Here is a 25,506-nt window from a genome sequence, read left to right on the forward strand (position 1 = left end):
CTTTACTGATAGTCTGGAATTCGGTAGTGTCATGTACGCTATTCAAACAATAAAAAAGGGCCCGGCTGTTCATGTTTTCAGGACTTTTAATCATTCTGGTTCCACTGATTGTGGGCTATCTCATTCCACTGCGACATAAAGCCGCATTACAACTTATTAACCGGCTACTGAGCTGGATCGTGTATCTTATTCTCTTTTTTATGGGAATAAGCCTGGCGTTTTTGGATAACCTCGCCAGTAATCTGGTGGCGATTTTTCATTATTCCGCCGTCAGTATTACGATTATTTTATTGTGTAATATCGCTGCCTTATTGTGGCTGGAACGTATCCTCCCGTGGCGTCACCATCATCAGCAGGAAAAACTGCCTTCGCGTATTGCCATGGCGCTGGAGTCGCTGCAACTGTGCGGCGTAGTGGTATTGGGGTTTGTTATCGGCCTGAGCGGACTCTCTGTTTTACAGCACGCCACCGAAGCCAGTGAATATACGCTGATCTTTTTATTGTTCCTGGTGGGGATTCAGCTACGAAATAGCGGCATGACCTTAAAGCAAATTGTGCTTAACCGCCGGGGAATGATGGTCGCGGTCGTTGTCGTGGCAAGCTCATTACTGGGCGGCGTGATTAATGCGTTTATCCTGGACTTACCGCTAAAAACCGCCCTGGCGATGGCGTCAGGTTTCGGCTGGTACTCTCTTTCCGGTATTTTGTTGACGGAGTCGTTTGGACCGGTTATCGGCAGCGCGGCATTTTTTAACGATCTGGCCCGCGAACTTTTGGCCATTATGCTTATTCCCGGTCTGGTTCGCCGCAGCCGTTCAACGGCGTTGGGCCTGTGCGGAGCGACCTCAATGGACTTTACGTTGCCGGTATTACAGCGCTCCGGCGGCGTGGAGATTGTTCCGGCGGCTATCGTACATGGCTTTATCCTCAGCCTGCTGGTCCCCCTCTTAATGGCGTTCTTCTCGGCCTGATACCTCTTTGGCGGTAGGCATCTGCCGCCAAAATTGCGCTAAATCAATCTCCTTGCACATTATGGCAGAAATCCCTTTTATCCCTTTGTTCACAGGCATAATCTTAAACATGTATATTAAATATAACTTTAAAAGGTGTGACCATGTTTTGTGTGCAATGTGAACAAACCATCCGTACACCAGCCGGAAACGGCTGCTCCTACGCGCAGGGAATGTGCGGTAAAACAGCTGAAACGTCCGATCTGCAGGATCTGCTGATTGCGGCTTTGCAAGGTTTGTCTGCCTGGGCGGTGAAGGCCCGTGAATATGGCATCATTAATCACGACGTTGATAACTTTGCGCCGCGCGCGTTTTTCTCCACGCTGACCAACGTTAACTTCGACTCTCCGCGTATCGTCGGCTACGCCCGTGAAGCGATTGCCTTGCGTGAAGCGTTGAAAGCGCAGTGCCTGAGCGTGGATGCCAATGCGCATTGCGACAATCCGATGGCCGATCTGCAACTGGTTAGCGACGATCTGGGCGAACTGCAACGTCAGGCGGCGGAATTTACCCCGAATAAAGACAAAGCCGCCATTGGCGAGAACATCCTCGGCCTGCGTCTGCTGTGCCTGTACGGTCTGAAAGGCGCGGCGGCGTATATGGAGCACGCGCACGTTCTCGGTCAATACGACAACGACATTTACGCGCAGTACCACAAAATCATGGCCTGGCTGGGCACCTGGCCTGCTGACATGAACGCGCTGCTGGAGTGCGCAATGGAAATCGGCCAGATGAACTTCAAAGTGATGAGCATTCTGGATGCCGGTGAAACCACCAAATACGGTCACCCAACGCCGACTCAGGTCAACGTCAAAGCGACTGAAGGCAAGTGCATTCTGATCTCCGGTCACGATCTGAAAGATCTCTACAACCTGCTGGAGCAGACCGAAGGCACCGGCGTTAACGTCTACACTCACGGTGAAATGCTGCCCGCACACGGCTATCCGGAACTGCGTAAATTCAAGCATCTGGTCGGTAACTACGGCAGCGGCTGGCAGAATCAGCAGGTCGAATTCGCCCGCTTCCCTGGCCCAATCGTGATGACCTCTAACTGCATTATCGACCCGACCGTGGGCAGCTATGACGACCGTATCTGGACCCGTAGCATCGTCGGCTGGCCGGGCGTTAGCCATCTTGAAGGCGATGACTTCGGGCCGGTCATTGCCCAGGCGCAGCAGATGGCGGGCTTCCCGTATAGCGAAATTCCGCATCTCATCACCGTCGGTTTTGGCCGTCAGACCCTGCTCGGCGCTGCCGATACGCTCATCGATCTGGTCAGTCGTAAAAAACTGCGCCACATCTTCCTGGTCGGCGGCTGTGACGGCGCGCGCGGCGAGCGTAACTACTTTACCGATTTCGCCACCAGCGTACCGGATGACTGCCTGATCCTGACTCTGGCGTGCGGTAAATACCGTTTCAACAAACTGGAGTTCGGCGACATCGAAGGGCTGCCGCGTCTGGTCGATGCCGGTCAGTGTAACGATGCTTACTCCGCGATTATCCTGGCGGTGACGCTGGCGGAAAAACTGGGCTGCGGCGTCAACGATCTGCCGCTATCGCTGGTGCTCTCCTGGTTTGAGCAGAAAGCGATCGTGATTCTGCTGACGCTGCTGTCATTAGGCGTGAAAAATATTGTCACCGGGCCGACCGCGCCGGGCTTCTTCACGCCGGATCTGCTGGCTATCCTCAACGAGAAGTTCGGTCTGCGCTCCGTGACCACCGTTGAAGAAGACATGAAGCAATTGCTGAGCGCGTAAGGAGGCCAATGATGACGATGCCAACCTCACAATGTCCCTGGCGAATGCAGGTGCATCACATCCGTCAGGAGACGCCGGATGTATGGACAATTGCGCTATTATGCCATGACTACTACCCTTACCGCGCCGGGCAGTATGCGCTGGTGAGCGTGCGTAATTCAGCGGAAACGCTGCGCGCCTACACCCTTTCGTCTACGCCGGGCGTCAGTGAATATATCACGCTGACCGTTCGTCGGATTGAAGATGGCACGGGTTCACAGTGGTTGACCCATGACATCAAGCGCGGCGATTACATCTGGCTGTCTGATGCAATGGGCGATTTTACCTGTGACGATAAAACAGAAGATAAGTTTCTGCTGCTCGCCGCCGGTTGTGGCGTAACGCCAATCATGTCGATGCGTCGCTGGCTGGCGAAATACCGCCCGCAGGCCGATGTGCAGGTCATCTTTAACGTCCGTTCGCCGGATGATGTGATTTTTGCCGACGAGTGGCGACAGTATCCGGTCACGCTAGTGGCGGAAAATCATGCCACGGAAGGTTTTGTCGCGGGCCGTCTGACCACGGAATTATTACAGCGCGTACCGGATTTGGCATCGCGCACCATCATGACCTGCGGCCCGGCGCCCTATATGGATTTCGTCGAACAGGGCGTGAAAGCGCTTGGCGTAACGCGCTTCTTTAAAGAGAAGTTCTTCACGCCGGTGGCGGAAACGGCAACCAGCGGCCTGAAATTCACCAAACTACAGCCAGCGCAGGAATTTTATGCCCCGATCGGTACGACGCTGCTGGAGGCGCTGGAGAGTAATAAAGTACCGGTTGCCGCTGCCTGTCGGGCAGGTGTTTGCGGCTGCTGTAAAACCAAAGTCGTTTCCGGCGACTATACGGTGAGCAGCACCATGACGCTGAGCGAGGCGGAGATTGCCGAAGGTTACGTACTGGCCTGCTCCTGCCATCCGCAGGGCGATCTTGTTCTCGCATAATCGGTAAACGTTCCATCGTAGGCCCGGTAAGCGTTAGCGCTACCGGGCGATTTACCACTCGCTTCATCCTTTCGCCCCTCTCTTCGCCAAAGAAAAACGTCATCGTCATCTTCAACTAAACTTGTAACCGTTATCACATTTAAGGAGATGGAGAACCATGAAACAAACCGTTGCTGCTTTCATCGCCAAAACGCTGGAACAGGCTGGCGTAAAACGAATCTGGGGCGTCACTGGCGATTCCCTGAACGGCCTGAGCGATAGTCTTAATCGTATGGGAACCATTGAATGGATGCCAACCCGCCACGAAGAGGTTGCCGCTTTCGCCGCCGGCGCACAAGCGCAGCTTACCGGCGAGCTGGCAGTGTGCGCCGGTTCATGCGGACCGGGCAACCTGCACCTGATCAATGGCCTGTTTGATTGCCACCGTAACCACGTCCCTGTTCTGGCGATCGCCGCCCATATTCCGTCCAGTGAAATCGGCAGCGGTTATTTCCAGGAGACCCACCCGCAGGAGTTGTTCCGTGAATGCAGCCACTATTGCGAGTTGGTTTCCAGCCCGGAGCAGATCCCGCAGGTGCTCGCCATCGCCATGCGCAAAGCGGTGCTAAACCGCGGCGTCTCCGTGGTCGTACTGCCGGGTGACGTGGCGCTGAAACCCGCGCCTGAAAACGCCGTCACTCATTGGTACCATGCCCCGCACCCCGTCGTCACGCCGGCGGAGGAAGAGCTGAAAAAACTGGCGCAACTGCTGCGCTACTCCAGCAATATCGCATTGATGTGCGGTAGCGGCTGCGCGGGCGCGCATGAGGAGTTGGTCGCGTTGGCGGCAAAACTAAAAGCGCCAATCGTTCATGCCCTGCGCGGCAAAGAGCACGTTGAGTACGATAACCCTTATGATGTGGGAATGACCGGCCTGATTGGCTTTTCTTCTGGCTTCCACACCATGATGAACGCCGATACGCTGATCCTGCTCGGCACCCAGTTCCCCTACCGCGCCTTTTATCCGAGCGATGCCAAAATCATTCAGATTGACATCAACCCGGGCAGTATTGGCGCGCACAGCAAAGTCGACATGGCGCTGGTGGGCGATATTAAAGCCACGCTTCGCGCCCTGCTACCGCTGGTGGAAGAAAAAAGCAATCGTAAATTCCTCGATAAAGCTCTGGAGCACTATCGGGACGCCCGTAAGGGACTTGATGACTTAGCCAAACTCAGCGACAAAGCCATCCATCCACAATATCTGGCGCAACAAATTAGCCATTTCGCCGCTGACGACGCTATTTTTACCTGCGATGTCGGCACGCCGACCGTCTGGGCGGCCCGCTATCTAAAAATGAACGGCAAGCGCCGCCTGTTGGGCTCGTTTAACCACGGGTCAATGGCCAACGCCATGCCGCAGGCGCTCGGCGCTCAGGCCACCGCGCCGGGTCGGCAGGTTATCGCGATGTGCGGTGATGGCGGCTTCAGTATGCTGATGGGCGATTTTCTCTCGGTGGTACAGATGAAGCTGCCGATAAAAATCGTCGTCTTTAATAACAGCGTGCTGGGCTTTGTGGCGATGGAAATGAAAGCTGGCGGCTACCTTACCGACGGTACCGAACTGCACGACACCAATTTCGCGCGTATCGCCGAAGCCTGCGGCATTACCGGTATTCGCGTGGAAAAAGCCGCAGACGTGGACGGAGCGCTACAGCGCGCGTTTTCCATTGACGGCCCGGTACTGGTTGACGTGGTCGTGGCAAAAGAAGAGCTGGCGATCCCGCCGCAGATCAAACTGGAACAAGCGAAAGGCTTTAGCCTGTACATGCTACGCGCCATTATTAGCGGCCGCGGCGATGAAGTGATCGAACTGGCGAAAACGAACTGGCTAAGGTAAAACAGTGCACATCACCTTTTAAAATCCAGGGATGTGCCATGATTGATTTACGCAGTGATACCGTTACCCGACCGGGCCGCGCCATGCTCGAGGCGATGATGACCGCCCCGGTCGGGGACGACGTATACGGCGATGACCCTACCGTTAACGCCCTTCAGCGCTACGCCGCCGACCTTTCCGGTAAAGAAGCGGCGCTTTTTTTACCCACCGGCACCCAGGCCAATCTGGTCGCGCTACTTAGCCATTGTGAACGCGGCGAAGAGTATATCGTCGGTCAGGGCGCGCATAATTATCTCTATGAAGCTGGCGGCGCTGCGGTGCTCGGCAGCATTCAGCCGCAGCCCATCGACGCCGCCGCGGACGGTACACTGCCGCTGGAGAACGTGGCGGCGAAGATTAAAGCGGATGACATCCACTTCGCGCGCACGCGCTTGCTCAGTCTGGAAAATACGCATAACGGGAAAGTGCTGCCGCGCGCGTATCTGAAAGACGCCTGGACATTTACCCGCGAACGTGGACTGGCGCTGCACGTTGACGGCGCCCGAATTTTTAACGCGGTGGTTGCCTACGGCTGTGAGTTAAAAGAGATTACGCAGTATTGCGACTCTTTTACCATCTGCCTGTCAAAAGGTCTCGGAACGCCGGTCGGTTCGCTGCTGGTCGGCAACCGCGATTACATTAAACGCGCGACGCGCTGGCGTAAAATGGTCGGCGGCGGAATGCGTCAGGCCGGGATTCTGGCAGCGGCCGGACTGTATGCGCTGAAGCATAACGTGGCGCGTCTGCAAGAGGACCATGATAACGCCGCCTGGCTGGCGCAGCAGCTTCGCGAAGCGGGCGCGGAGGTCATGCGCCACGAAACAAATATGCTGTTTGTTCGCGTTGGCGAAGCACAGGCCGCCGCGCTTGGCGACTATTTACGGGAACGGAATATCCTGATTAACGCCGCGCCGATTGTGCGTCTGGTGACGCATCTGGATGTTTCTCGCGAACAGCTTGCCGACGTCGTCGCCCACTGGCGCGCCTTTTTAGCCCGCTAAGGAGAGCAACGTGGCGCAACGCATTCTGGTTCTCGGCGCCAGCGGCTATATCGGCCAGCACCTGGTCTTTGCGCTAAGTCAGCAAGGACATCAGGTGCGGGCGGCGGCGCGGCGCGTGGAACGTCTGGAAAAGCAGCGCCTCGCCAACGTCAGTTGTCATAAGGTCGATCTGCACTGGCCGGAAAATTTACCCGCGCTGCTTCGCGACATTGATACCGTTTACTATCTGGTACACGGCATGGGCGAAGGCGGCGATTTTATCGCCCATGAGCGTCAGGCGGCGCTCAACGTGCGCGACGCGCTGCGCCAGACGCCGGTTAAACAACTTATTTTCCTCAGTTCATTGCAGGCGCCGACGCATGAGCAATCCGATCACCTGCGCGCCCGCCAGCTTACGGCTGACACACTGCGCGACGCAGGCGTGCCGGTGACGGAATTACGCGCCGGGATCATCGTCGGCGCAGGCTCCGCCGCCTTCGAAGTCATGCGTGACATGGTTTACAACCTGCCAATACTCACGCCGCCGCGCTGGGTGCGTTCGCGCACCACGCCCATCGCTCTGGAAAATTTACTCTACTACCTGGTCGGCTTGCTGGACCACCCTGCGCGCGAGCATCGTATTCTGGAAGCCGCCGGGCCGCAGGTATTAAGTTATCAGCAGCAGTTTGAACGTTTTATGGCCGTCAGCGGTAAACGGCGTCCGCTGATCCCGGTTCCTTTTCCGACCCGCTGGATTTCGGTCTGGTTTTTAAACGTCATTACCTCCGTGCCGCCGACTACCGCAAAAGCGTTAATCCAGGGGTTAAAGCACGATTTGCTGGCCGATGACGCCGCGTTAAAAAAGTTGATCCCCCAAACGCTTATCACCTTTGATGACGCCGTTCGCCGCACGCTGAAAGAAGAAGAAAAACTGGTGAACTCCAGCGACTGGGGCTACGACGCGCTGGCCTTCGCCCGCTGGCGTCCCGAATACGGCTATTTTCCAAAGCAGGCGGGCTTTACCGCGCAGACCCCGGCCAGCCTATCGGCGCTCTGGCAGGTCGTAAATCGGCTGGGTGGCAAAGAGGGCTATTTTTTCGGCAATATTTTGTGGCAGACGCGCGCCGCGATGGACCGTCTGGTGGGGCATAAACTGGCGAAAGGCCGCCCGTCGCATACCTTGCTCAAGCTTGGCGATACGGTAGATAGCTGGAAAGTGATCATTGTCGAGCCAGAAAAACAGCTCACGCTCTTGTTTGGTATGAAAGCGCCGGGTCTGGGGCGGCTTAGCTTCACGCTGCACGATAAAGGTCGCTACCGCGAAATTGACGTGCGCGCCTGGTGGCATCCACACGGAATGCCGGGCCTGATTTACTGGCTACTGATGATCCCGGCGCACCTGTTTATTTTCCGGGGAATGGCAAGGCGTATTGCCCGACTTGCAGAACAAATCACAGAAAAATGAGAAAAAGTTGCTGTATTCTTTCGTGTTTCCCATTGCATACCGACGTAATTCACGGAAGAATGCGCACGACGGTTTATTAAACACAGTGGATTGATATGAAGGTACTGGTTACCGGCGCCACCAGCGGCTTAGGTCGAAACGCGGTTGAATTTTTGCGCAATAAAGGCATCAGCGTCAGAGCGACGGGTCGCAATGAAGCGATGGGCAAGCTGCTTGAAAAAATGGGCGCGGAATTCGTCCATGCGGATTTAACCGAACTGGTCTCCTCGCAGGCTAAAGTGATGCTCGCCGGGATCGACACGTTGTGGCACTGCTCCAGCTTTACCTCGCCCTGGGGAACCCAACAAGCTTTCGATCTGGCGAATGTTCGCGCCACCCGCCGTCTGGGAGAATGGGCGGTCGCCTGGGGCGTGCGCAATTTTATTCATATCTCCTCTCCCTCACTCTATTTTGATTACCACCACCACCGTGATATCAAAGAGGATTTCCGTCCGCATCGGTTTGCCAATGAGTTCGCCCGCAGTAAAGCCGCCGGCGAAGAGGTGATTAATCTGCTGGCGCAGGCCAATCCGCAAACACGTTTTACGGTGTTGCGTCCGCAAAGCCTGTTTGGCCCGCACGATAAAGTATTTATCCCACGTCTGGCGCATATGATGCACCATTACGGTAGCATCTTATTACCGCACGGGGGCAGCGCGCTGGTCGATATGACCTACTATGAAAATGCGATCCACGCCATGTGGCTGGCCAGCCAGCCGGGCTGCGATCATCTGCCTTCTGGCCGCGCTTATAACATCACTAACGGCGAAAACCGCACCTTACGCAGCATCGTACAAAAGTTAATTGATGAACTGACTATCGACTGCCGCATTCGCTCTGTGCCTTACCCGATGCTGGATATGATCGCCCGCAGTATGGAGCGCTTCGGCAAAAAATCCGCCAAAGAGCCCCCGCTAACGCATTACGGCGTGTCAAAACTGAATTTTGATTTTACGCTCGATACGACTCGCGCGCAGGACGAGCTGGGCTACCAGCCCATCGTCACGCTGGACGAAGGCATTGAGCGCACCGCCGCCTGGCTACGCGATCACGGAAATTTACCGCGTTAATCCTGGCCGTACTTCTCCAGTAATGCTTCGGCAATCGCCTGCGTTTCGGCATCTGCGATACCGTTCCATTGCGCCGGACGGAAGTGCATCTGGAACGCCATAATCACCCGCTGTTGCTCGCGTGCCGTCATATCGGCTTTGACTTCATAACCATAGCGCGAGAGTAACGCAAGCACCGTTGCGGTATCGACTGGCGTATACGGCGCGCGTCCAGCCAGATAAAACGCCACACGCTGGGCGTCAGGCCAGGCGCCAATTCCCTGCGCCGCCAGCTCGCGCCACGGGAAGCGCGGGCCGGGATCGTCTTTACGCTGCGGCGCGATATCCGCATGGGCCACCACATTCTGCGGTTTGATGTCATAGCGCGCGATAATGTCCTTCGCTAACGGAATCAATGCCTGAATTTGCGCGGATTCAAACGGCGCGAAAGATTTCACCCCGCCGGACATTCGCCAGCCGCGATTTTCCAGCTCAATGCCAATAGACGTATCATTGAGACGCGTGGCGCCTCGCCAGAAACTGACGCCCGCATGCCAGGCCTGATCCTGTTCCGGCACCAGTTGCCAGATGCGCGGTTTACCGCCATATAATGGCGGGGTTGCGGGAATCAGGTAATGCGAACTGACGTTGCGACCCGTTAACGTCGCCAGCGAAACGTCAAAGTTTTCCGCCGTATAGTGAATCACCAGGACTTTAATGCGCGGATAGGCCGCCTGCGCCCGATGTCGGGTATCAAGCTGATATCCCTCTTTATCGATAATTCCTTTTTCGCTCGCGCAGCCTGTTAACAGCAACGCGAGACCCACCAGCCACAGTAGCGCTCTCATCGGCGCGTTTTCACCGCCGTTCCGCTGACGCTGACCATCAGCATACTGCCATCCTTGCCGACAGTTTCGTAATCAATATCGATGCCTACCACCGCATCGGCGCCCAACGCTTTAGCCTGCTCGCCAAGTTCCTGGAAAGCGATTTCACGCGCTTTACGCAGCTCTTTCTCATACGCGCCGGAACGTCCGCCGACGATATCCCGAATGCCGGCGAAAAAATCGCGGAAAATATTGGCGCCTAAAATGGCTTCGCCCGTTACCACACCGCAATACTCCACGATGCTTTGTCCTTCCAGCGTTGGGGTTGTTGAAAACTGCATAGTGAATCTCCCGGGTTAGCTAAGCACACGATCTCAAACGCATTATCAAGCTGATACGCTATCATTGAAAGGATATAATTGATTATCGTAGATCGGTTTTTGCTCGATCGCCTATAAGGAAATCATCATGCGCTATTCTAAACTCTCTTTGCTCATCCCGTGCGCGCTTCTGCTTAGCGCCTGTACGACCGTCACTCCCGCCTACAAAGATAATGGCCCGCGTATCGGCGCGTGTGTGGAAGGCGGCCCGGACAGCGTGGCTCAACAATTTTACGACTACCGTATTCAACACCACAGCAATGATATCGCCGCGCTTCGCCCCTACTTGAGTGATAACCTGGCGAAATTGTTGACCGACGCCAGCCGCGATACGGAGCACCGCCAGTTGATGAGCGGCGATCTGTTCTCCAGCCGCGCTACGCTGCCGGATAGCGCCAACGTCGCCAGCGCATCAACCATTCCGAACCGAGATGCGCGCAACATTCCTCTGCGGGTAGCGTTAAAACAGGGCGATCAAAGCTGGCAGGATGAAGTGCTTATGATTCACGAAGGCTCATGCTGGGTGATTGACGACGTTCGCTATCTGGGCGGAGATGTCCATGCCCCTGCCGGTACGCTGCGCCAGTCGATAGAAAACCGTTAACAGCCAGTATTCCCCGCTTTTGCACCCATAACCCCGTAAATTGTCTGGCATTCTGCCCGGGATGCCGACAATTCTTCTTACCTACTATTCCTCCTGCTATTTTGTGCTATGTTTAGGGAAGAATGTGGGATATATTTAACTTTTAACGCATAAATATTGCATAACTATTCTGCGAAAGGTACTATCTGCGGCTTCAATAGCTATCAGACTGCCTGTATACGAGTGTCAATGAGTATTCAATTAAACGGCATTAATTGCTTTTACGGCGCGCATCAGGCGCTGTTCGATATCACGCTGGATTGCCCCGAAGGCGAAACGCTGGTGTTGCTTGGCCCAAGCGGGGCGGGTAAAAGTTCGCTGCTGCGTGTACTCAATCTGCTTGAGATGCCGCGCTCCGGCACTCTGACTATCGCCGGGAACCATTTTGATTTTACGAAAACGCCGTCCGATAAGGCGATTCGTGAGCTACGTCAAAATGTCGGAATGGTCTTTCAGCAATATAATCTTTGGCCGCATCTCACCGTTGTGCAGAATCTGATTGAAGCGCCCTGCCGCGTACTGGGTCTGACAAAAGATCAGGCGCTGGCGCGCGCAGAAAAGCTGCTGGAGCGTTTACGTCTGAAGCCCTATAGCGATCGTTATCCGTTGCATCTTTCCGGCGGTCAGCAGCAGCGCGTCGCGATTGCCCGCGCGCTGATGATGGAGCCGCAGGTGCTGCTGTTTGATGAACCGACCGCCGCGCTGGACCCGGAAATTACCGCTCAAATCGTCAGCATTATTCATGAGCTGGCGGAAACGAACATTACTCAGGTGATCGTTACGCATGAAGTCGAAGTGGCGCGTAAGACCGCCAGTCGTGTGATTTATATGGAAAATGGTCACATCGTCGAGCACGGTGATGCGGGTTGCTTTGCCCACCCTCAGACCGAAGCGTTCAAAAACTATCTCTCTCACTAAGATTCGGGACAATGACAATGAAAAAAGTTCTGATTGCCGCGCTAATTGCAGGCTTTAGCCTTTCCGCTACAGCAGCCCAGACCATTCGTTTTGCGACCGAAGCGTCCTATCCGCCGTTCGAATCGATGGATGCTAATAACAAGATTGTCGGCTTTGACGTCGACCTGGCCAACGCGCTATGTAAAGAGATCGACGCCTCCTGTACCTTTACCAATCAGGCGTTCGACAGCCTGATCCCCAGCCTGAAATTCCGCCGCTTCGACGCTGTAATGGCGGGAATGGATATCACGCCGGAACGTGAAAAGCAGGTGCTGTTTACCACGCCATATTACGACAACTCCGCGCTGTTCGTGGGTCAGCAGGGCAAATACACCAGCGTCGATCAACTGAAAGGCAAGAAAGTCGGCGTACAGAACGGTACGACGCACCAGAAATTCATCATGGATAAGCATCCGGAAATCACCACCGTACCGTATGACAGCTATCAGAACGCGAAGCTGGATCTACAAAATGGCCGTATCGACGCTGTTTTCGGCGACACGGCGGTCGTGACCGAATGGCTGAAAGCCAATCCTAAGCTGGCGCCGGTCGGCGATAAAGTCACCGATAAAGATTATTTCGGCACCGGCCTGGGTATCGCGGTACGTCAGGGCAACACCGAGCTGCAGCAGAAATTCAATACTGCGCTGGAAAAAGTGAAAAAAGATGGGACTTACGAGACCATCTATAACAAATGGTTCCAGAAGTAATCTTTGATGAACGAATTTTTTCCTTTAGCAAGCGCCGCCGGGATGACCGTCGGCCTTGCCGTCTGCGCGCTGATCATTGGCCTCGCGTTAGCCATGTTCTTTGCCGTCTGGGAGTCCGTAAAATGGCGCCCGATTGCCTGGATAGGCTCCGCGCTGGTCACTATTTTACGCGGCCTGCCGGAAATTCTGGTGGTGCTGTTTATCTATTTCGGCTCCTCGCAACTCCTGCTTACGCTGTCTGACGGGTTTACCCTCCATCTCGGCTTTACACAGATCCCGGTGCAAATGGAGATTGAGAACTTTGACGTCAGTCCGTTCCTGTGCGGCGTGATTGCGTTGTCCCTGCTGTATGCGGCCTATGCGTCGCAGACGCTACGCGGCGCGCTGAAAGCCGTTCCGTCTGGTCAGTGGGAGTCGGGTCAGGCACTGGGATTATCAAAGACGGCGATTTTTTTCCGTCTGGTGATGCCGCAGATGTGGCGTCACGCCCTGCCAGGGCTGGGTAATCAGTGGCTGGTGTTGCTAAAAGATACGGCTCTGGTCAGCCTTATCAGCGTTAACGATCTGATGTTACAGACCAAAAGTATTGCCACACGCACCCAGGAACCGTTTAACTGGTACATTATTGCGGCGGCTATTTACCTGGTCATTACGCTGATCAGTCAGTACATTCTCAAACGCATAGACCTGCGCGCGACACGTTTTGAGCGGAGGCCAGACTAATGCTTGAGTACTTACCTGAACTGCTAAAAGGGCTACACACCAGCCTGACGCTGACCGTGGCTTCTATTGCCGTCGCTTTGGTGCTGGCGTTAGTTTTTACCATTATCCTGACGCTAAAAACGCCGTTCGTGGTGTGGCTGGTGCGCGGCTATATCACGTTGTTTACCGGTACGCCGTTGTTGGTGCAAATTTTCCTGATCTACTACGGACCCGGTCAATTCCCGACACTGCAAGAGTATCCGCTACTCTGGCATCTACTGTCTGAACCGTGGCTGTGCGCACTGACCGCGTTGTCGCTAAACAGCGCCGCTTATACCACGCAGCTATTTTATGGCGCGATTCGCGCGATTCCGGAAGGTCAGTGGCAGTCCTGCGGCGCGCTGGGGATGAGTAAGAAAGATACGCTGGCGATTTTGTTGCCCTATGCGTTTAAACGCGCCCTCTCCTCCTATTCTAATGAGGTAGTACTGGTCTTCAAAAGTACCTCTCTGGCCTATACCATCACCTTGATGGAGGTCATGGGGTACAGTCAGTTGCTCTATGGTCGTACCTACGATGTGATGGTATTTGGCGCGGCAGGCGTAATTTATCTGGTCGTCAACGGTCTATTGACGCTGATGATGCGTTTGATTGAGCGTAAAGCCCTGGCATTTGAGCGGCGCAATTAACCAGGCAGGATAAGGCATTCTCGCCGCCGTTCGACAATGGTCAGATGGCGCTGCGCTTATCAAGCCTACGATGCATAATATTGAATAAACCCGACGGACAAGTGGTTAACTTGTCCGTCTTTTTTTATCCATTTTAAAATATTTAATCATTTTTATTGCATACAAATTCAATTAATGGCATTGTAAATCTATGCCGCAGACACGGCGCATAATCATAAGATTACGGGAGTGACATCATGAAAAAGTTAGTTCTGGCCGCATTACTCGCCTCTTTCGCCACTGGCAGCATCGCCGCTGAAAAAATCAATTTCGGGGTTTCCGCCACCTATCCCCCGTTTGAATCCCTGGATGCGAGTAATAAAATTGTGGGCTTCGATATCGATCTGGCAACCGCATTATGCAAGCAAATGCAGGCAGAATGTACTTTTACCAATCATGCTTTCGATAGTCTTATCCCGGCGCTGAAATTCAGAAAATATGATGCCGTCATTTCCGGAATGGACATTACCCCGGAGCGCAGTAAGCAGGTCGCCTTTAGCAATCCCTATTATGCGAACTCCGCGCTGGTGATTGCCAAAAAAGACACCTATAAAACCTTTACCGATCTAAAAGGTAAGCGTATCGGTATGGAAAATGGCACCACGCATCAAAAATATCTCCAGGATAAACATCCGGAGGTCAAAACCGTGGCCTACGACAGCTACCAGAATGCGATTATCGACCTGAAAAATGGCCGTATTGACGGCGTCTTTGGCGATACCGCAGTGGTCAATGAGTGGCTGAAAACGAATCCGCAACTGGGTCCGGCAACAGAGAAAGTGACCGATCCGCAATACTTCGGTACCGGACTTGGCATCGCGGTGCGCCCGGACAATAAGGCGTTGCTGGAAAAACTGAATAATGCGCTGGCCGCCATTAAAGCGGACGGCACTTATCAGAAAATCAGCGATCAGTGGTTCCCACAGTAAGACGTATGTGATTAGCCCACCGTGTTGCGAAATGGCAGTATAAATACCTTATTCAGACCACGAAATCATCCTGGCCTGATAAGCGCAGCGCCATTGAGCATTCTACAGTTTGTCATCAGTCTCAAACGCCTGCATCAACAGGCGATTCGGACTAATACTTGCCGGGTGACGCTGACGCGTACCCGGCTTATAACATTGTTACGTTTTTAGATAACATCCAGACCCAGACGGCGATACTGCTCCGCCGGAGCATCATTTTCTTTCATCAAACGGATAAGTAAGTTGATCATCCTTGCTTCGATGGCCTCATCATGAATAGGATGTTGCTGCTGCGGATCGTCTCTGAGATCAAACAAGAGATGACCAAAGCTATTCACACCTTTATATTTTTCCCTGGCCGGAATACGTAATACCTGAAGCCCTTTAGTGAATTTAAACGGAGGCGCCAGAGATAATTTTCCCAGTTCATCCACGTCATAACGCGCATTCATCTTGATCGGCATTAACGTGTAGTTCGCAATGTCATGCTCACGCCCCGGCTGCGCGGCCCGCATATAAACATACCGTCCGTCGGTAACATTAACATGTCCGCTAAACACGCCAAACAGCGCGCCTTCCCTGACGGGTTCATCACTGGCAATGACTTTCGCCAGCGGTTGGCCCTGCATATCTGCGGGAATAGGTTGTTGAAAATAATCCAGTAGCGTTGGCGCCCAGTCAATCATCTGCACCAGCGACTGCCGTCGCGCTCCGCATACCGCGCTGCGCGGGTCCCAGATAAACAGCGGGTTATTCGCCACCTCGTTATAATAGGGCATTTGATTTTTAGCCCACCAACCGTGCTCCCCCAGCAAGAAGCCGTGATCGGTACCGACAATCAGCATCGTATCGCGCCAGAGATCGTGTTCACCCATCAGATCAAGGATACGTCCAAGATTGCGGTCGCACATGGAAACCAGGGCCCGATAACGACAGCGAATATGCGCTATCGCCTCCTCGCTTTCACTGACTTTGCCGCGCGGCCAGTCATAATGCGGGCCTTGCCACTCATCGTCATAGAGCGATAAATATTCCTCGGTGGTATAAAACGGTTCATGCGGATCGAACGTCTCAACCTGCAATAACCAGTTATCTTCGGCATGATTTTTATGGATAAAATCGCACCCGGCGTCAAAAACTTTCGTCTGGGGAAAATCGGCTTCCTGCTGGATGTATTCGCGGTTCGCCCAGTCATGACGCCATAGCCCGGAAACGCCGCCTCCGGTTTGTTTTTGTGGAACGCGCAGTACTTCCGGAATGGGCGGCTCGCCAACACTTGCCTTCCAGTGATCGCCCTCCTGACCGCGTACTACGTCCCAGGAGCTATAGCGGTTATGGTAGTTACCGCCGCCGTCTTCCCAGTAATGCAAATGATCGCTGATAAGATGGGTGTAGATCCCCGCTTTTTTCAATAATTCCGGCATGGAATCATCAAAGGGTTCCAGCGGGCCCCACTCACGATGCAGGAAATTATAGCGCCCGGTGTGCAGTTCCCGACGGGCTGGCATACAGGGCATACTGCCGACATAACTATTGTCAAAGGTGGCGGCATGTGCCGCCAGGCGTTGAAAGTTAGGCGCTTTCGTTAGCAAATCGCCATAGGGCGGCAAATAGTTTTTATTCAGACTGTCAAACAGCAGAATAATCGCTTTCATGACTCACCCTCATTTGTTGAGCAGGTGCGGAAAATTTTTCTCTACCACATCGTAAATCTGTTTACCTATTGATTCGCCATCCATGATATTTTCAATGGGAATGAGATATTGTCCGTGTTTAGGATCGAGGCTAACAACATCAAGCAATTTTTTCGAAATCGCATAAATATCTGCCCAGTCGGTAAATCCACCGACCTCTCCCGCTGCCGTATGCTCCATATCAAAAGAGAAGTCATATTTTGCTAACGCTTTTTTAACCACAGTCTGTAACATTACGCTACTGCCTACACCATAACCGCATACGAATAAAATATTTACAGAATCTTTCATAATAAAATCCTTTATATAAACCGAATCAATTAAATGGAATAAGGACCAAGATGGAACGTTGAAGCAATAAATTTCAGTAATTCACAAATCGCAGGCCACAGAGTCGCCCAGTCAAATATTCCCGTCCAGCCCACGCCTTCTTTTGCCAGCCCGGTTAAAGGAATGGCCCATACCGTACCGAAAGTCTGAATAATCCCTAACAGGAAAGTACAAATAATAACGGAACGATATCCCCCCATTCGGTTGGCTAATACGCCGATGGGACCGCCGGAAAAGAAGAGCGGAACAAAACCAGGCAATACCATAATAGGGCTATGGATGAGCAGCAGAATGCCCATGGAAAAAATCGTGCCGAAGGTACAAAAGACGAATCCCAGCGTGGCCGCGTTCGGCGAAAAAGGTAATAAAGCAGCAACATCCACAGCCGGTATAGCGTTAGGAATAAAGCGATCCTGCCATCCTTTAAACGAACCGTTAATTTCGCCTACCATCATCCGCACGCCCTGCAGCAAGATGACCATATACATAGAGAATTGCAGGCCCAGATTGATGATATAGATATACCAGGGTTTGCCTTTCGCCATTAACTGTACGTTATCGATTCCTGTCGCCAATAAAAAACCGCCAACGAAGAGCGTCATCACAATGGCGATTGCCGTCACGTTGTGGTTAAAAATGGCTAACCAACCGGGAAGTTTCAGGTTTTCGGCGTCATGCTTTTCCGGATCGCCGAATTTATGCGCGAATTTCGAGAAAAACCACAGTCCCAACATCTGGTTATGCGCGATGGTAAAACCGGCGTTATTGGTCACTTTGGCGATGGGTTTAACAATAAGCGTGGTTGAAAACGCCCAAAAGACCCCGGTCAATACCCCGGCAATCACAATGGATTGTACCCAACCGAACCCCAGCCAGAAGACAATTAACCACAGTACCGCCTGTGAATGTGAGACCCCGGTATTACCGGTAAGAAATATACCTTTTGCGCCAGTATAACGACCAAATAAAACTAATATCAGGTTAGTAAAAAACGCCAGTACAAAAACGTATCCTACATAGCCGAAATTATCGCCCAGCGCTATTTGCGTCGCGGCTTTCATGGCGTATGAATCCATTAAGTATCCATGCACGCCATAAGCCTTGCTGACTGCCTCTGCAACCGGTTTAAAAGTGGCTGAAAATTGAAAGCCGCCAAATAGCACCATCATCAAACCGACCATCGCGCTGATCATACCGGTGATAATTTTTATAGGCGTCTTTTTATCCAGCGCATAGCCAACACCGACTAATATCCCAATTAATATTGCCGGTTCAGTTAAAAACGTTTGAATAACATCTATAAATTTGGCAAACATCGTCTGAACGCCCTCCATAAGCGTGCCTATTCGTTGTCATGATTGACCCCTTTACTGACGTTACGTATTGCTTCGCTGATGCTATTGAAATTTACCCGATAAACCACCTTGTCTAATTTTGCCTTACACGCACTGTAATAATCAAAATTAGTCATTAAAAGATTTAAAGTGATTATTTGTGATTTGATTTGCAAAAATAGGATAATATATAACCATGATCGATCGGAGTTTTTTATCGATCGATCATGGTTATTATTATTTATGGATAATTAGACAGTTAATATAGATATTTTGTATGTCTAGCTTTTGGCGCTACAGCCTGCAAAGCAATGTTAACACTTCATAATGCGCGGTATGCGGGAACATATCGAAAAGTTGAACACGTTGAATACGGTAGTTCGGCAGATGACGAATATCCTGCGCCATCGTCTGCGCGTTACAGCTTGAATAAATGATAAAACGCGGCGCCATTTGTGCAAGGTAATCGCACAACGGCTTGCCAATGCCGCGGCGGGGAGGATTCACCAACACCAGGTCGGGCGTTTCACCTTGTGCGGTGGCGAATTGGGTGGAATCCAGCGCCTGGAAATGAAGGCGGGTCAATCCCAGCTCGGCAGCGGATTGCTTCGCGCAGGCAATCGCCTCCGGCGCGATCTCAATACCGGTTAATTGCATCTGCGGCGTCGCGCAGTGCAGGCCGAATCCGCCCACTCCGCAAAAAAGATCCCACATATGGCGTACCGGCAGTTGTCCTACCCAGTCGCGCGCCGTCGCATATAATCGGCTGGCGACCGTAGGGTTGGTCTGAAAGAAACTTTGCGGACGAATCCACAGCGGCACATCGTTAAAACGTTCCGCCAGCGCCTGCTGATCCGTCAGGTAGATTTCCGTCTCCCCTTCCATAATCGCCATATGTACCGGCTGAATATTTGCGGTGATCACCCTGAGCTGCGGCAGTTGCGCACGCAGCCACGGTAACGCCGCGCGCAGTTGCGTAAGTTTGGTTTCTGAACGCAACACGAAGCGTAGCATCATGCCGCCATCGAACTGACTTTCCGTCAGCAACAGGTATTTCAGTTCGCCGCGTTTTCGCGCCACGTTATAAGGCGTGAGTCCGGCACGGGCAATAAAAGGTTTTAGCGCGCTGAATACGGGGGCAAAGGAGGCGGGATACAGCGGGCAGCCGCAAAGATCGACCGGCGTACCGTCGCGATGCAGCATCCCGAAGAGCGGTTTTTCTACACTACCGCTCACGACCATTTTCGCTTTGTTGCGGAAATGCTGTTCCGGGCCGCCAATCGACGCGCACCACTGTTCAACAGGCAGCCCGGTCAGCAAACGATGTAAATCAGCTGTTTTTGCGGAAAGTTGTTCATTAACCGACTGCGTAATCCATTGACAGGAACGGCAGCGACCCGCGTCATAGAGTGCGCACTGCATACCAAAAAACCTTCATATTATCCGGGGCGACGATTATACACATTATTGCAGCCGGAAGAACCGACGGCTGGGAGCGGGAATAAACAGCAGAAACAGAATTAAAAGATCGGGGAGTTTTTGCATGACCAGGGAATGCAGGATATCACGCTTCGATTCTCCCGCGATGCTAAACAACTCCGGATACCCGTAGCCTAACGACGCCGCCCACAGATATCCGCTCACAATAATTTGTGTCGCCAGGTACACCCAGCGCGCCCAGCTACGGCCTTTCACCAGCGAAAACGCACAATAAATTTCAACAAAGACCAGCACTAAGCTTGCCAGAAAGACAAGGGTTAAGCTCCACGTCTGCACACTGCGATGAATAAACTCGCCCATCCCGCGTATGCCGAGGGTATTCATAATCATCAGCACATCGAGACCGCGAATCAAAATAATCGCCATAGCCGCAACCTGCACCAGCGTAGGCACATTTAAACGGGCATGTGATGAGGTTGATTGCTTTATAAATCCCAATGAATGTCTTCCCTGAAAATGATGCCGCGACCCGCGCGGCAACGCATTGCCATAGTGGAAGATTTTAGTGGCTTCAGCCGCGTCTTGCACGCTGGATATCGCGAATCCGCTGTTTTTCCGCTCGCGCCATCAGGTACCAGGCAATAAATCCGACGATTCCTACCACGCCGAGGATTAACGTCGCCAGCGCGTTGATTTCCGGGTTCACGCCCATGCGCACGCTGGAGAAAACCAGCATCGGTAGCGTGGTGGCGCCGGGACCGGAAACGAAGCTGGCAATCACCAGATCGTCAAGGGAAAGCGTAAAGGCCAACAGCCAGCCCGAGATCACCGCTGGCATGATCATCGGTAACGTAATGACGAAAAAGACCTTCAACGGCGCCGCGCCAAGATCCATCGCCGCCTCTTCAATCGAACGATCCAGTTCGCGTAATCGCGAAGCGATCACCACTGCCACGTAGGCGGTACAGAAAGTGACGTGCGCCAACCAGATGGTCAGCATCCCGCGATCGGAGGGCCAGCCGATAGCATGACCGAGCGCGACAAACAGCAGCAGCAGCGACAGCCCGGTAATCACATCCGGCATCACCAGCGGCGCGGTGATCATAAACGCAAAGCCGTTTGCGCCGCGAAACCGTCCAAATCGCACCATCACCACCGCGGCAATGGTACCGAGCACCACCGCCATCGTCGCCGCGCAGGCGGCAATTGTCAGGCTTAGGCCCACTGCGCTCATCATGGCGGTATCCCGAAAGAGCTCGCCATACCAGCGCGTCGACCATCCCGCCCACACCGTCACCAGCTTCGAACTGTTAAACGAGTAAATCACCAACATTAACATCGGCGCATAGAGAAAAGTAAACCCCAGCACCAGAATCAGAATGCGCCAGGGCGAGCGAACGACCGGTAAGTTATTCATCCGTGCTCCCCCACACTTTTTTGCTGATGTTTATGGAACCACATGATCGGTACTATCAGCAGCAGCAACATAATAATGGCGACCGCAGAAGCCACCGGCCAGTCGCGGTTATTGAAAAACTCCTGCCACAGAACGCGACCAATCATGATACTGTCCGGCCCGCCAAGCAGTTCCGGGATCACGAACTCGCCCACCGCCGGGATAAAAACCAGCATCGAGCCGGCGATGATTCCGCCTTTGGTGAGCGGTACAATGATGCTAAAAAACGTTTTCAGCGGTCGGGCGCCGAGATCCAGCGACGCTTCCACCAGCGAATAATCAATGCGCGTCAATGCGGTATAAATGGGCAGAACCATAAACGGCAGATAAGCATAAACAATGCCGATATAGACGGCCAGGTTAGTGTGCAGGATCGTCAGCGGCTGATCGATAACCCCTAGCCACAGCAACACATTGTTCAGCACGCCGTTGTTTTTCAAAATGCCCATCCAGGCATAGACGCGTATTAAAAAAGATGTCCACGAGGGCAGGATCACCAACAGCAGCAGGATATTGCGCGTGGAGGGCTTGCTGTGCGCCACCGCCCACGCCAGCGGGTAGCCCAACAGCAGGCAGCAGATTGTGGAAATACCGGCAATTTGTAACGATTGCAGATAGGCTTCGAAATAAAGCGGATCGTCGGTCAGTTGCAAAAAATTGCCGAGGTTGAGCGTAATCGACAACTGACCGTCAGCCCATTCCAGCAGATCGGTATACGGCGGGATCGCCCTCGCCATTTCCGCCAGGCTTATCTTAAAGACGATAAGAAACGGCAGTAAAAACAGCAGAATGAGCCAGATATAAGGCAAAGCAATAACCAGCTTACGCCCATGTTTCATTTGCATCCGCGCCAACCATAGCGCCGCGCCGCCAGGTTTACTGATGCGTGCCGGAGGTTCAAGTGTGCTCATGTTTCCCCCTTATACCGTCAGGACCACGCAGCTATCCGCTTCCCAGCACAAACGCACTTCATCGCCCCAGGTCGGTAACCCTTTCCGGTAACGGTGCGCATTCTGCAGTTGAGCGCTGATCATCTGCCCGCTTTTTAGCCGCACATGATAAATAGACAGATCGCCGAGATACGCAATATGCGCCACTTCGCCGACGGCGAAATTATAGCCATCGGCAGGCGGCGACTCACACAGCATGATTTTTTCCGGACGTAGCGCCACATATACCGGCACATTATCAACGACAGAGGCATCTGCATCGACTTTTAACGGATGAACCAAACCGGGCGCGTCAATGACCAGACCGTCCTCTTCACGCGCTTTCAGTAAGCCCTCAAAAACATTTACCGATCCGATAAATTCGGCGCTGTAGCGGGTCGTCGGATGCTCGTAAATCTCCTCCGGTTCGCCAATTTGCACAAATTTTCCACGGTTCATGATGGCAATGCGCCCCGCCATCGTCATCGCTTCTTCCTGATCGTGCGTCACCATGACGCAGGTCACGCCGACGCGCTCAAGGATATCCACCACTTCAAGCTGCATCCGGTCGCGTAATTTTTTATCCAGCGCGCCCATCGGTTCATCCAACAAGAGCAGCTTAGGACGTTTCGCCAGGCTGCGAGCCAGGGCCACGCGCTGACGCTGACCGCCGGAAAGCTGATGCGGCTTACGTTTCGCAAACTCCTGCATGTGCACCAGACCCAGCATCTCATTGACGCGGCTGGTAATCTCCGCCTTCGGCAGTTTGTCCTGCTTCAGACCAAAAGCGATGTTCTGCTCTACCGTCATATGCGGAAACAACGCATAGGACTGAAACATCATATTAATTGGACGCTGATACGGCGGAACATGCGCCAGATCGACGCCGTCGAGCATAATTTGCCCGCTGCTCGGCGGTTCAAAACCTGCCAGCATCCGTAGCAGAGTCGATTTTCCACAACCTGACGCGCCCAGCAGGGCAAAAATCTCGCCTTTATAGATAGTCAGACTGACATCATCGACAGCATGTTGCCCGTCGAATGACTTCGTCAGGTTGCGAATTTCCAGAAGCGGCGTCAGCGCTTTACGGGTTTTCACCTGCGGGCGGTGGGGGACATCATTCACAAGGCGCTCTCCGGCATAACACAATCAAACGATACAAACGGTGGAATGCCCGATAGCGCACGCTTATCAGGCCATACCGTTAATAAATTACTTACCGCTTTTCACCTTCGTCCATGCGCGGGTGCGGACGCGATCAATCTTCGGCTCCTGCACTTTCAGGGTAAACAACTTGGCCCGCACATCCGCCGGCGGATAAATTCCCGGGTTATCGCGCACCTGCTGGCTGACCAGCGCCGTCGCCTCTTTATTCGCATTGGCGTAGAAAACGTGATCGGAAATATGGGCAATCACATCAGGGCGCAACAGATAATTAAGGAACTGGTAGGCCTCGTCTTTATTTTTGGCGTCAGCCGGCATGGCAAACACATCAAAAAATGCCATTGCCCCCTCTTTGGGGATCGAGAAAGAGATATTGACGCCATTTTTCGCCTCTTTCGCCCGGTTAGCGGCCTGCCAGACATCGCCCGCCCAGCCGATGGCCACACAGGTATCGCCATTAGCCAGATCGTTAATGTATTGCGAGGAGTGGAAATAGCGAATGTTTGGCCGTAGCTTCAACAACAGATCGGTTGCCGGGCCGGTGTAGTCATCCGCTTTGCTGCTATTCGGATCTTTACCCAGATAGTTCAGCACGGTGGCAAAAATTTCTTCAGGCGCATCAAGGAAAGAGACGCCGCAGCTTTTTAGCTTCTCCAGATTTTCCGGCTTGAGGACTAAATCCCAGCTATTCACTGGCGCATCATCCCCCAGCACCGCTTTCACTTTATCAACGTTATAACCAATGCCCGTCGTGGCCCACATATAGGGCATGGCGTATTTGTTGTCAGGATCGTGCTTCGCTACCAGTTTCAGCAGTTCAGGATCGAGGTTTTTCCAGCCGGGAAGTTTGCTTTTATCCAGCGGCTGAAAAACGCCCGCGGTGAGCTGGCGCTCAAGAAAACTGGCCGATGGCACCACCAGATCGAACCCGGTGCTGCCTGCCATTAACTTGCCTTCCAGCACTTCGTTAGAGTCAAAGACATCATAGATAACGTTAATCCCGGTCTCTTTTTCAAAGTTCGCCACCGTGTCCGGCGCGATATAATCTGACCAGTTATAAATGTGCAGCGTTTTTTGTTCGGCAGCGAGCGTGCCGACAGAGACGACCATCAGAGCACCCGCAACCAGACCCGATAGCCATTTTTTCTTTAAGGCGGTCATCATCGCTTTCCTTCTGAAATCCGTTAACAAATGAACCCATTAGGCGTGGTTTAAAACATGCCTGAAATGTGCATACCTTTTCATTTGATACAAATGAAGAAGAGAGGTCGCCCTCCCTGCCATCAAGCTCGCTATAGAAGCTTCGCAAGAATAACTTTAGCTAAGGTTTGAGGCTATAGCCCAGATTAAAAAACGCCTTTTATCAATTTTTTATGCAGGTTTTGTCTATGTGATAAAGCGAAATGGTCAGAAAGGAGGTGAATAATTCTTTAAATAAAGGTTAACAGCAGCATAAAAAAACGTAAACAGCAGCCGCGCTGGCAGCGACTGCCTGATTATCGGGAGGGATCAGTGAAGAAAATGGTCAACCGCGCTGGTTTTTTGCGCGTCTTCTTCCGCGTTAAACAGAAGCTGATGCGCCCCGGCCTCAAGGATCACCATAGAAATCTGCTCTTCACTTTGGCGAACAAACCATTCGAACTGTTCGTAGGTGACGCCTTGCATAACGGATAAAGACTGGCACACAACCAGTTTTGGCAGATTATCATCCTGCATATCGAGAAAGGCTTTTACCGTCAACGAACTGGCGTTGATAGCAGAGAGATCGGCCGCCAGCGGCAGCAACGCGGAAGGCCTGACCTCCGCCATCGCGGAAAAAAGAATGGTGTTGTCCACCAAATCGATTTTAGCATCGTAGACGCCGTCAAAATTCTGCATATGCGGCAAATGCAGCGCCTGGCAGGTATCACATTCGAAGAAATTCATGCCCAGGTCGTCGAGCCATTGACGCAACGTATCCAGAGTGGGAACGACCAGTGATATCATAATAATGTGCTACCTCTTACGATGACGATGAAAAATTACCGGCACAGCTTACGCAAAAAGCGT

General features: G+C 52.9%; 25 protein-coding genes. 13 read left to right on the forward strand and 12 right to left on the reverse strand.

Annotated features, from left to right (window positions below):
• Positions 1–71 precede the first annotated feature (71 nt).
• The 7 genes from ACLJPE_RS06795 to ACLJPE_RS06825 all read left to right on the forward strand — a co-directional run bounded on the left by ACLJPE_RS06795 (position 72) and on the right by ACLJPE_RS06825 (position 9,216).
• The gene (locus ACLJPE_RS06795) at positions 72–971 is read left to right on the forward strand and encodes a lysine exporter LysO family protein (RefSeq protein WP_000491118.1); all 900 of its coding nucleotides are present in this window, start codon (positions 72–74) and stop codon (positions 969–971) included.
• A 143-nt stretch (positions 972–1,114) separates the two neighbouring features.
• Positions 1,115–2,767, forward strand: a complete 1,653-nt coding sequence (gene hcp, locus ACLJPE_RS06800) for a hydroxylamine reductase (protein ID WP_000458787.1) — start codon at positions 1,115–1,117, stop codon at positions 2,765–2,767.
• Positions 2,768–2,778: 11 nt separating this feature from the next.
• Positions 2,779–3,747: an NADH oxidoreductase gene (gene hcr / locus ACLJPE_RS06805; protein ID WP_000178698.1), complete on the forward strand. Its 969-nt coding sequence runs from the start codon at positions 2,779–2,781 to the stop codon at positions 3,745–3,747.
• Between the two features lie 157 nt (positions 3,748–3,904).
• Positions 3,905–5,623 (forward strand): ubiquinone-dependent pyruvate dehydrogenase, encoded by a 1,719-nt coding sequence (poxB, locus tag ACLJPE_RS06810; RefSeq protein ID WP_000815324.1) that lies wholly within the window; start codon positions 3,905–3,907, stop codon positions 5,621–5,623.
• Between the two features lie 38 nt (positions 5,624–5,661).
• The gene (gene ltaE, locus ACLJPE_RS06815) at positions 5,662–6,663 is read left to right on the forward strand and encodes a low-specificity L-threonine aldolase (protein WP_000566346.1); all 1,002 of its coding nucleotides are present in this window, start codon (positions 5,662–5,664) and stop codon (positions 6,661–6,663) included.
• A gap of 10 nt (positions 6,664–6,673) precedes the next feature.
• Positions 6,674–8,107, forward strand: coding sequence for an SDR family oxidoreductase (locus tag ACLJPE_RS06820; RefSeq protein WP_000079016.1), 1,434 nt, complete (start codon positions 6,674–6,676; stop codon positions 8,105–8,107).
• 95 nt (positions 8,108–8,202) lie between these two features.
• The gene (locus tag ACLJPE_RS06825) at positions 8,203–9,216 is read left to right on the forward strand and encodes an NAD-dependent epimerase/dehydratase family protein (protein ID WP_000866902.1); all 1,014 of its coding nucleotides are present in this window, start codon (positions 8,203–8,205) and stop codon (positions 9,214–9,216) included.
• On the opposite strand, the gene ACLJPE_RS06830 is transcribed toward ACLJPE_RS06825, so the two are convergent.
• Positions 9,213–10,043, reverse strand: a complete 831-nt coding sequence (locus tag ACLJPE_RS06830) for an N-acetylmuramoyl-L-alanine amidase (protein ID WP_001202293.1) — start codon at positions 10,041–10,043, stop codon at positions 9,213–9,215. The genes ACLJPE_RS06825 and ACLJPE_RS06830 overlap by 4 nt on opposite strands.
• Positions 10,040–10,363: a heavy metal-binding domain-containing protein gene (locus ACLJPE_RS06835; protein WP_001160725.1), complete on the reverse strand. Its 324-nt coding sequence runs from the start codon at positions 10,361–10,363 to the stop codon at positions 10,040–10,042. Before ACLJPE_RS06835 ends, ACLJPE_RS06830 begins: the two co-directional genes overlap by 4 nt.
• 127 nt (positions 10,364–10,490) lie before the next feature.
• Here ACLJPE_RS06835 and ACLJPE_RS06840 point away from each other — a divergent pair, with 127 nt between their 5' ends.
• The 6 genes from ACLJPE_RS06840 to artJ all read left to right on the forward strand — a co-directional run bounded on the left by ACLJPE_RS06840 (position 10,491) and on the right by artJ (position 15,071).
• A complete protein-coding gene (locus ACLJPE_RS06840; RefSeq protein WP_001270724.1) occupies positions 10,491–11,006 on the forward strand; it encodes a lipoprotein in 516 nt (171 codons plus the stop codon).
• A 228-nt stretch (positions 11,007–11,234) separates the two neighbouring features.
• Positions 11,235–11,963 carry an arginine ABC transporter ATP-binding protein ArtP gene (gene artP / locus ACLJPE_RS06845; protein ID WP_000027186.1) on the forward strand — a complete coding sequence of 243 codons (729 nt, stop codon included), beginning with the start codon at positions 11,235–11,237 and terminating at the stop codon, positions 11,961–11,963.
• 17 nt (positions 11,964–11,980) lie between these two features.
• A complete protein-coding gene (gene artI, locus ACLJPE_RS06850; RefSeq protein WP_000756586.1) occupies positions 11,981–12,712 on the forward strand; it encodes an arginine ABC transporter substrate-binding protein ArtI in 732 nt (243 codons plus the stop codon).
• Positions 12,713–12,718: 6 nt separating this feature from the next.
• On the forward strand, positions 12,719–13,435 hold the full coding sequence (gene artQ / locus ACLJPE_RS06855) for an arginine ABC transporter permease ArtQ (RefSeq protein ID WP_001001677.1): 717 nt from the start codon (positions 12,719–12,721) through the stop codon (positions 13,433–13,435).
• Complete coding sequence (artM, locus tag ACLJPE_RS06860) at positions 13,435–14,103, forward strand: arginine ABC transporter permease ArtM (RefSeq protein WP_000895398.1); 669 nt, start codon at positions 13,435–13,437, stop codon at positions 14,101–14,103. Before artQ ends, artM begins: the two co-directional genes overlap by 1 nt.
• Positions 14,104–14,339: 236 nt before the next feature.
• Entirely contained in the window at positions 14,340–15,071 is a 732-nt protein-coding gene (gene artJ / locus ACLJPE_RS06865; protein WP_000737538.1) for an arginine ABC transporter substrate-binding protein ArtJ, read from the forward strand.
• A 206-nt stretch (positions 15,072–15,277) separates the two neighbouring features.
• On the opposite strand, the gene ACLJPE_RS06870 is transcribed toward artJ, so the two are convergent.
• The 10 genes from ACLJPE_RS06870 to ACLJPE_RS06915 all read right to left on the reverse strand — a co-directional run bounded on the left by ACLJPE_RS06870 (position 15,278) and on the right by ACLJPE_RS06915 (position 25,443).
• Positions 15,278–16,765: a sulfatase gene (locus ACLJPE_RS06870; protein WP_000644025.1), complete on the reverse strand. Its 1,488-nt coding sequence runs from the start codon at positions 16,763–16,765 to the stop codon at positions 15,278–15,280.
• Between the two features lie 9 nt (positions 16,766–16,774).
• Positions 16,775–17,095 carry a PTS sugar transporter subunit IIB gene (locus tag ACLJPE_RS06875; protein WP_000655399.1) on the reverse strand — a complete coding sequence of 107 codons (321 nt, stop codon included), beginning with the start codon at positions 17,093–17,095 and terminating at the stop codon, positions 16,775–16,777.
• 29 nt (positions 17,096–17,124) lie between these two features.
• On the reverse strand, positions 17,125–18,468 hold the full coding sequence (locus ACLJPE_RS06880; RefSeq protein WP_000399318.1) for a PTS sugar transporter subunit IIC: 1,344 nt from the start codon (positions 18,466–18,468) through the stop codon (positions 17,125–17,127).
• 294 nt (positions 18,469–18,762) lie between these two features.
• On the reverse strand, positions 18,763–19,890 hold the full coding sequence (gene rlmC, locus ACLJPE_RS06885; RefSeq protein WP_001633252.1) for a 23S rRNA (uracil(747)-C(5))-methyltransferase RlmC: 1,128 nt from the start codon (positions 19,888–19,890) through the stop codon (positions 18,763–18,765).
• Between the two features lie 42 nt (positions 19,891–19,932).
• Positions 19,933–20,406: a YbjO family protein gene (locus tag ACLJPE_RS06890; protein WP_000505788.1), complete on the reverse strand. Its 474-nt coding sequence runs from the start codon at positions 20,404–20,406 to the stop codon at positions 19,933–19,935.
• Between the two features lie 73 nt (positions 20,407–20,479).
• On the reverse strand, positions 20,480–21,325 hold the full coding sequence (gene potI / locus ACLJPE_RS06895) for a putrescine ABC transporter permease PotI (RefSeq protein ID WP_001061629.1): 846 nt from the start codon (positions 21,323–21,325) through the stop codon (positions 20,480–20,482).
• A complete protein-coding gene (gene potH, locus ACLJPE_RS06900; protein WP_000105453.1) occupies positions 21,322–22,275 on the reverse strand; it encodes a putrescine ABC transporter permease PotH in 954 nt (317 codons plus the stop codon). Before potH ends, potI begins: the two co-directional genes overlap by 4 nt.
• Positions 22,276–22,284: 9 nt before the next feature.
• On the reverse strand, positions 22,285–23,418 hold the full coding sequence (gene potG / locus ACLJPE_RS06905; protein WP_001000698.1) for a putrescine ABC transporter ATP-binding subunit PotG: 1,134 nt from the start codon (positions 23,416–23,418) through the stop codon (positions 22,285–22,287).
• A gap of 87 nt (positions 23,419–23,505) precedes the next feature.
• On the reverse strand, positions 23,506–24,618 hold the full coding sequence (potF, locus tag ACLJPE_RS06910) for a spermidine/putrescine ABC transporter substrate-binding protein PotF (RefSeq protein ID WP_000125769.1): 1,113 nt from the start codon (positions 24,616–24,618) through the stop codon (positions 23,506–23,508).
• A gap of 348 nt (positions 24,619–24,966) precedes the next feature.
• On the reverse strand, positions 24,967–25,443 hold the full coding sequence (locus tag ACLJPE_RS06915; RefSeq protein WP_000624810.1) for a YbjN domain-containing protein: 477 nt from the start codon (positions 25,441–25,443) through the stop codon (positions 24,967–24,969).
• Positions 25,444–25,506: the final 63 nt, after the last annotated feature.

It is taken from the genome of Salmonella sp. SAL04196 (genome assembly GCF_046550835.1).
Classification (GTDB): Bacteria; Pseudomonadota; Gammaproteobacteria; order Enterobacterales; family Enterobacteriaceae; genus Salmonella; species Salmonella enterica.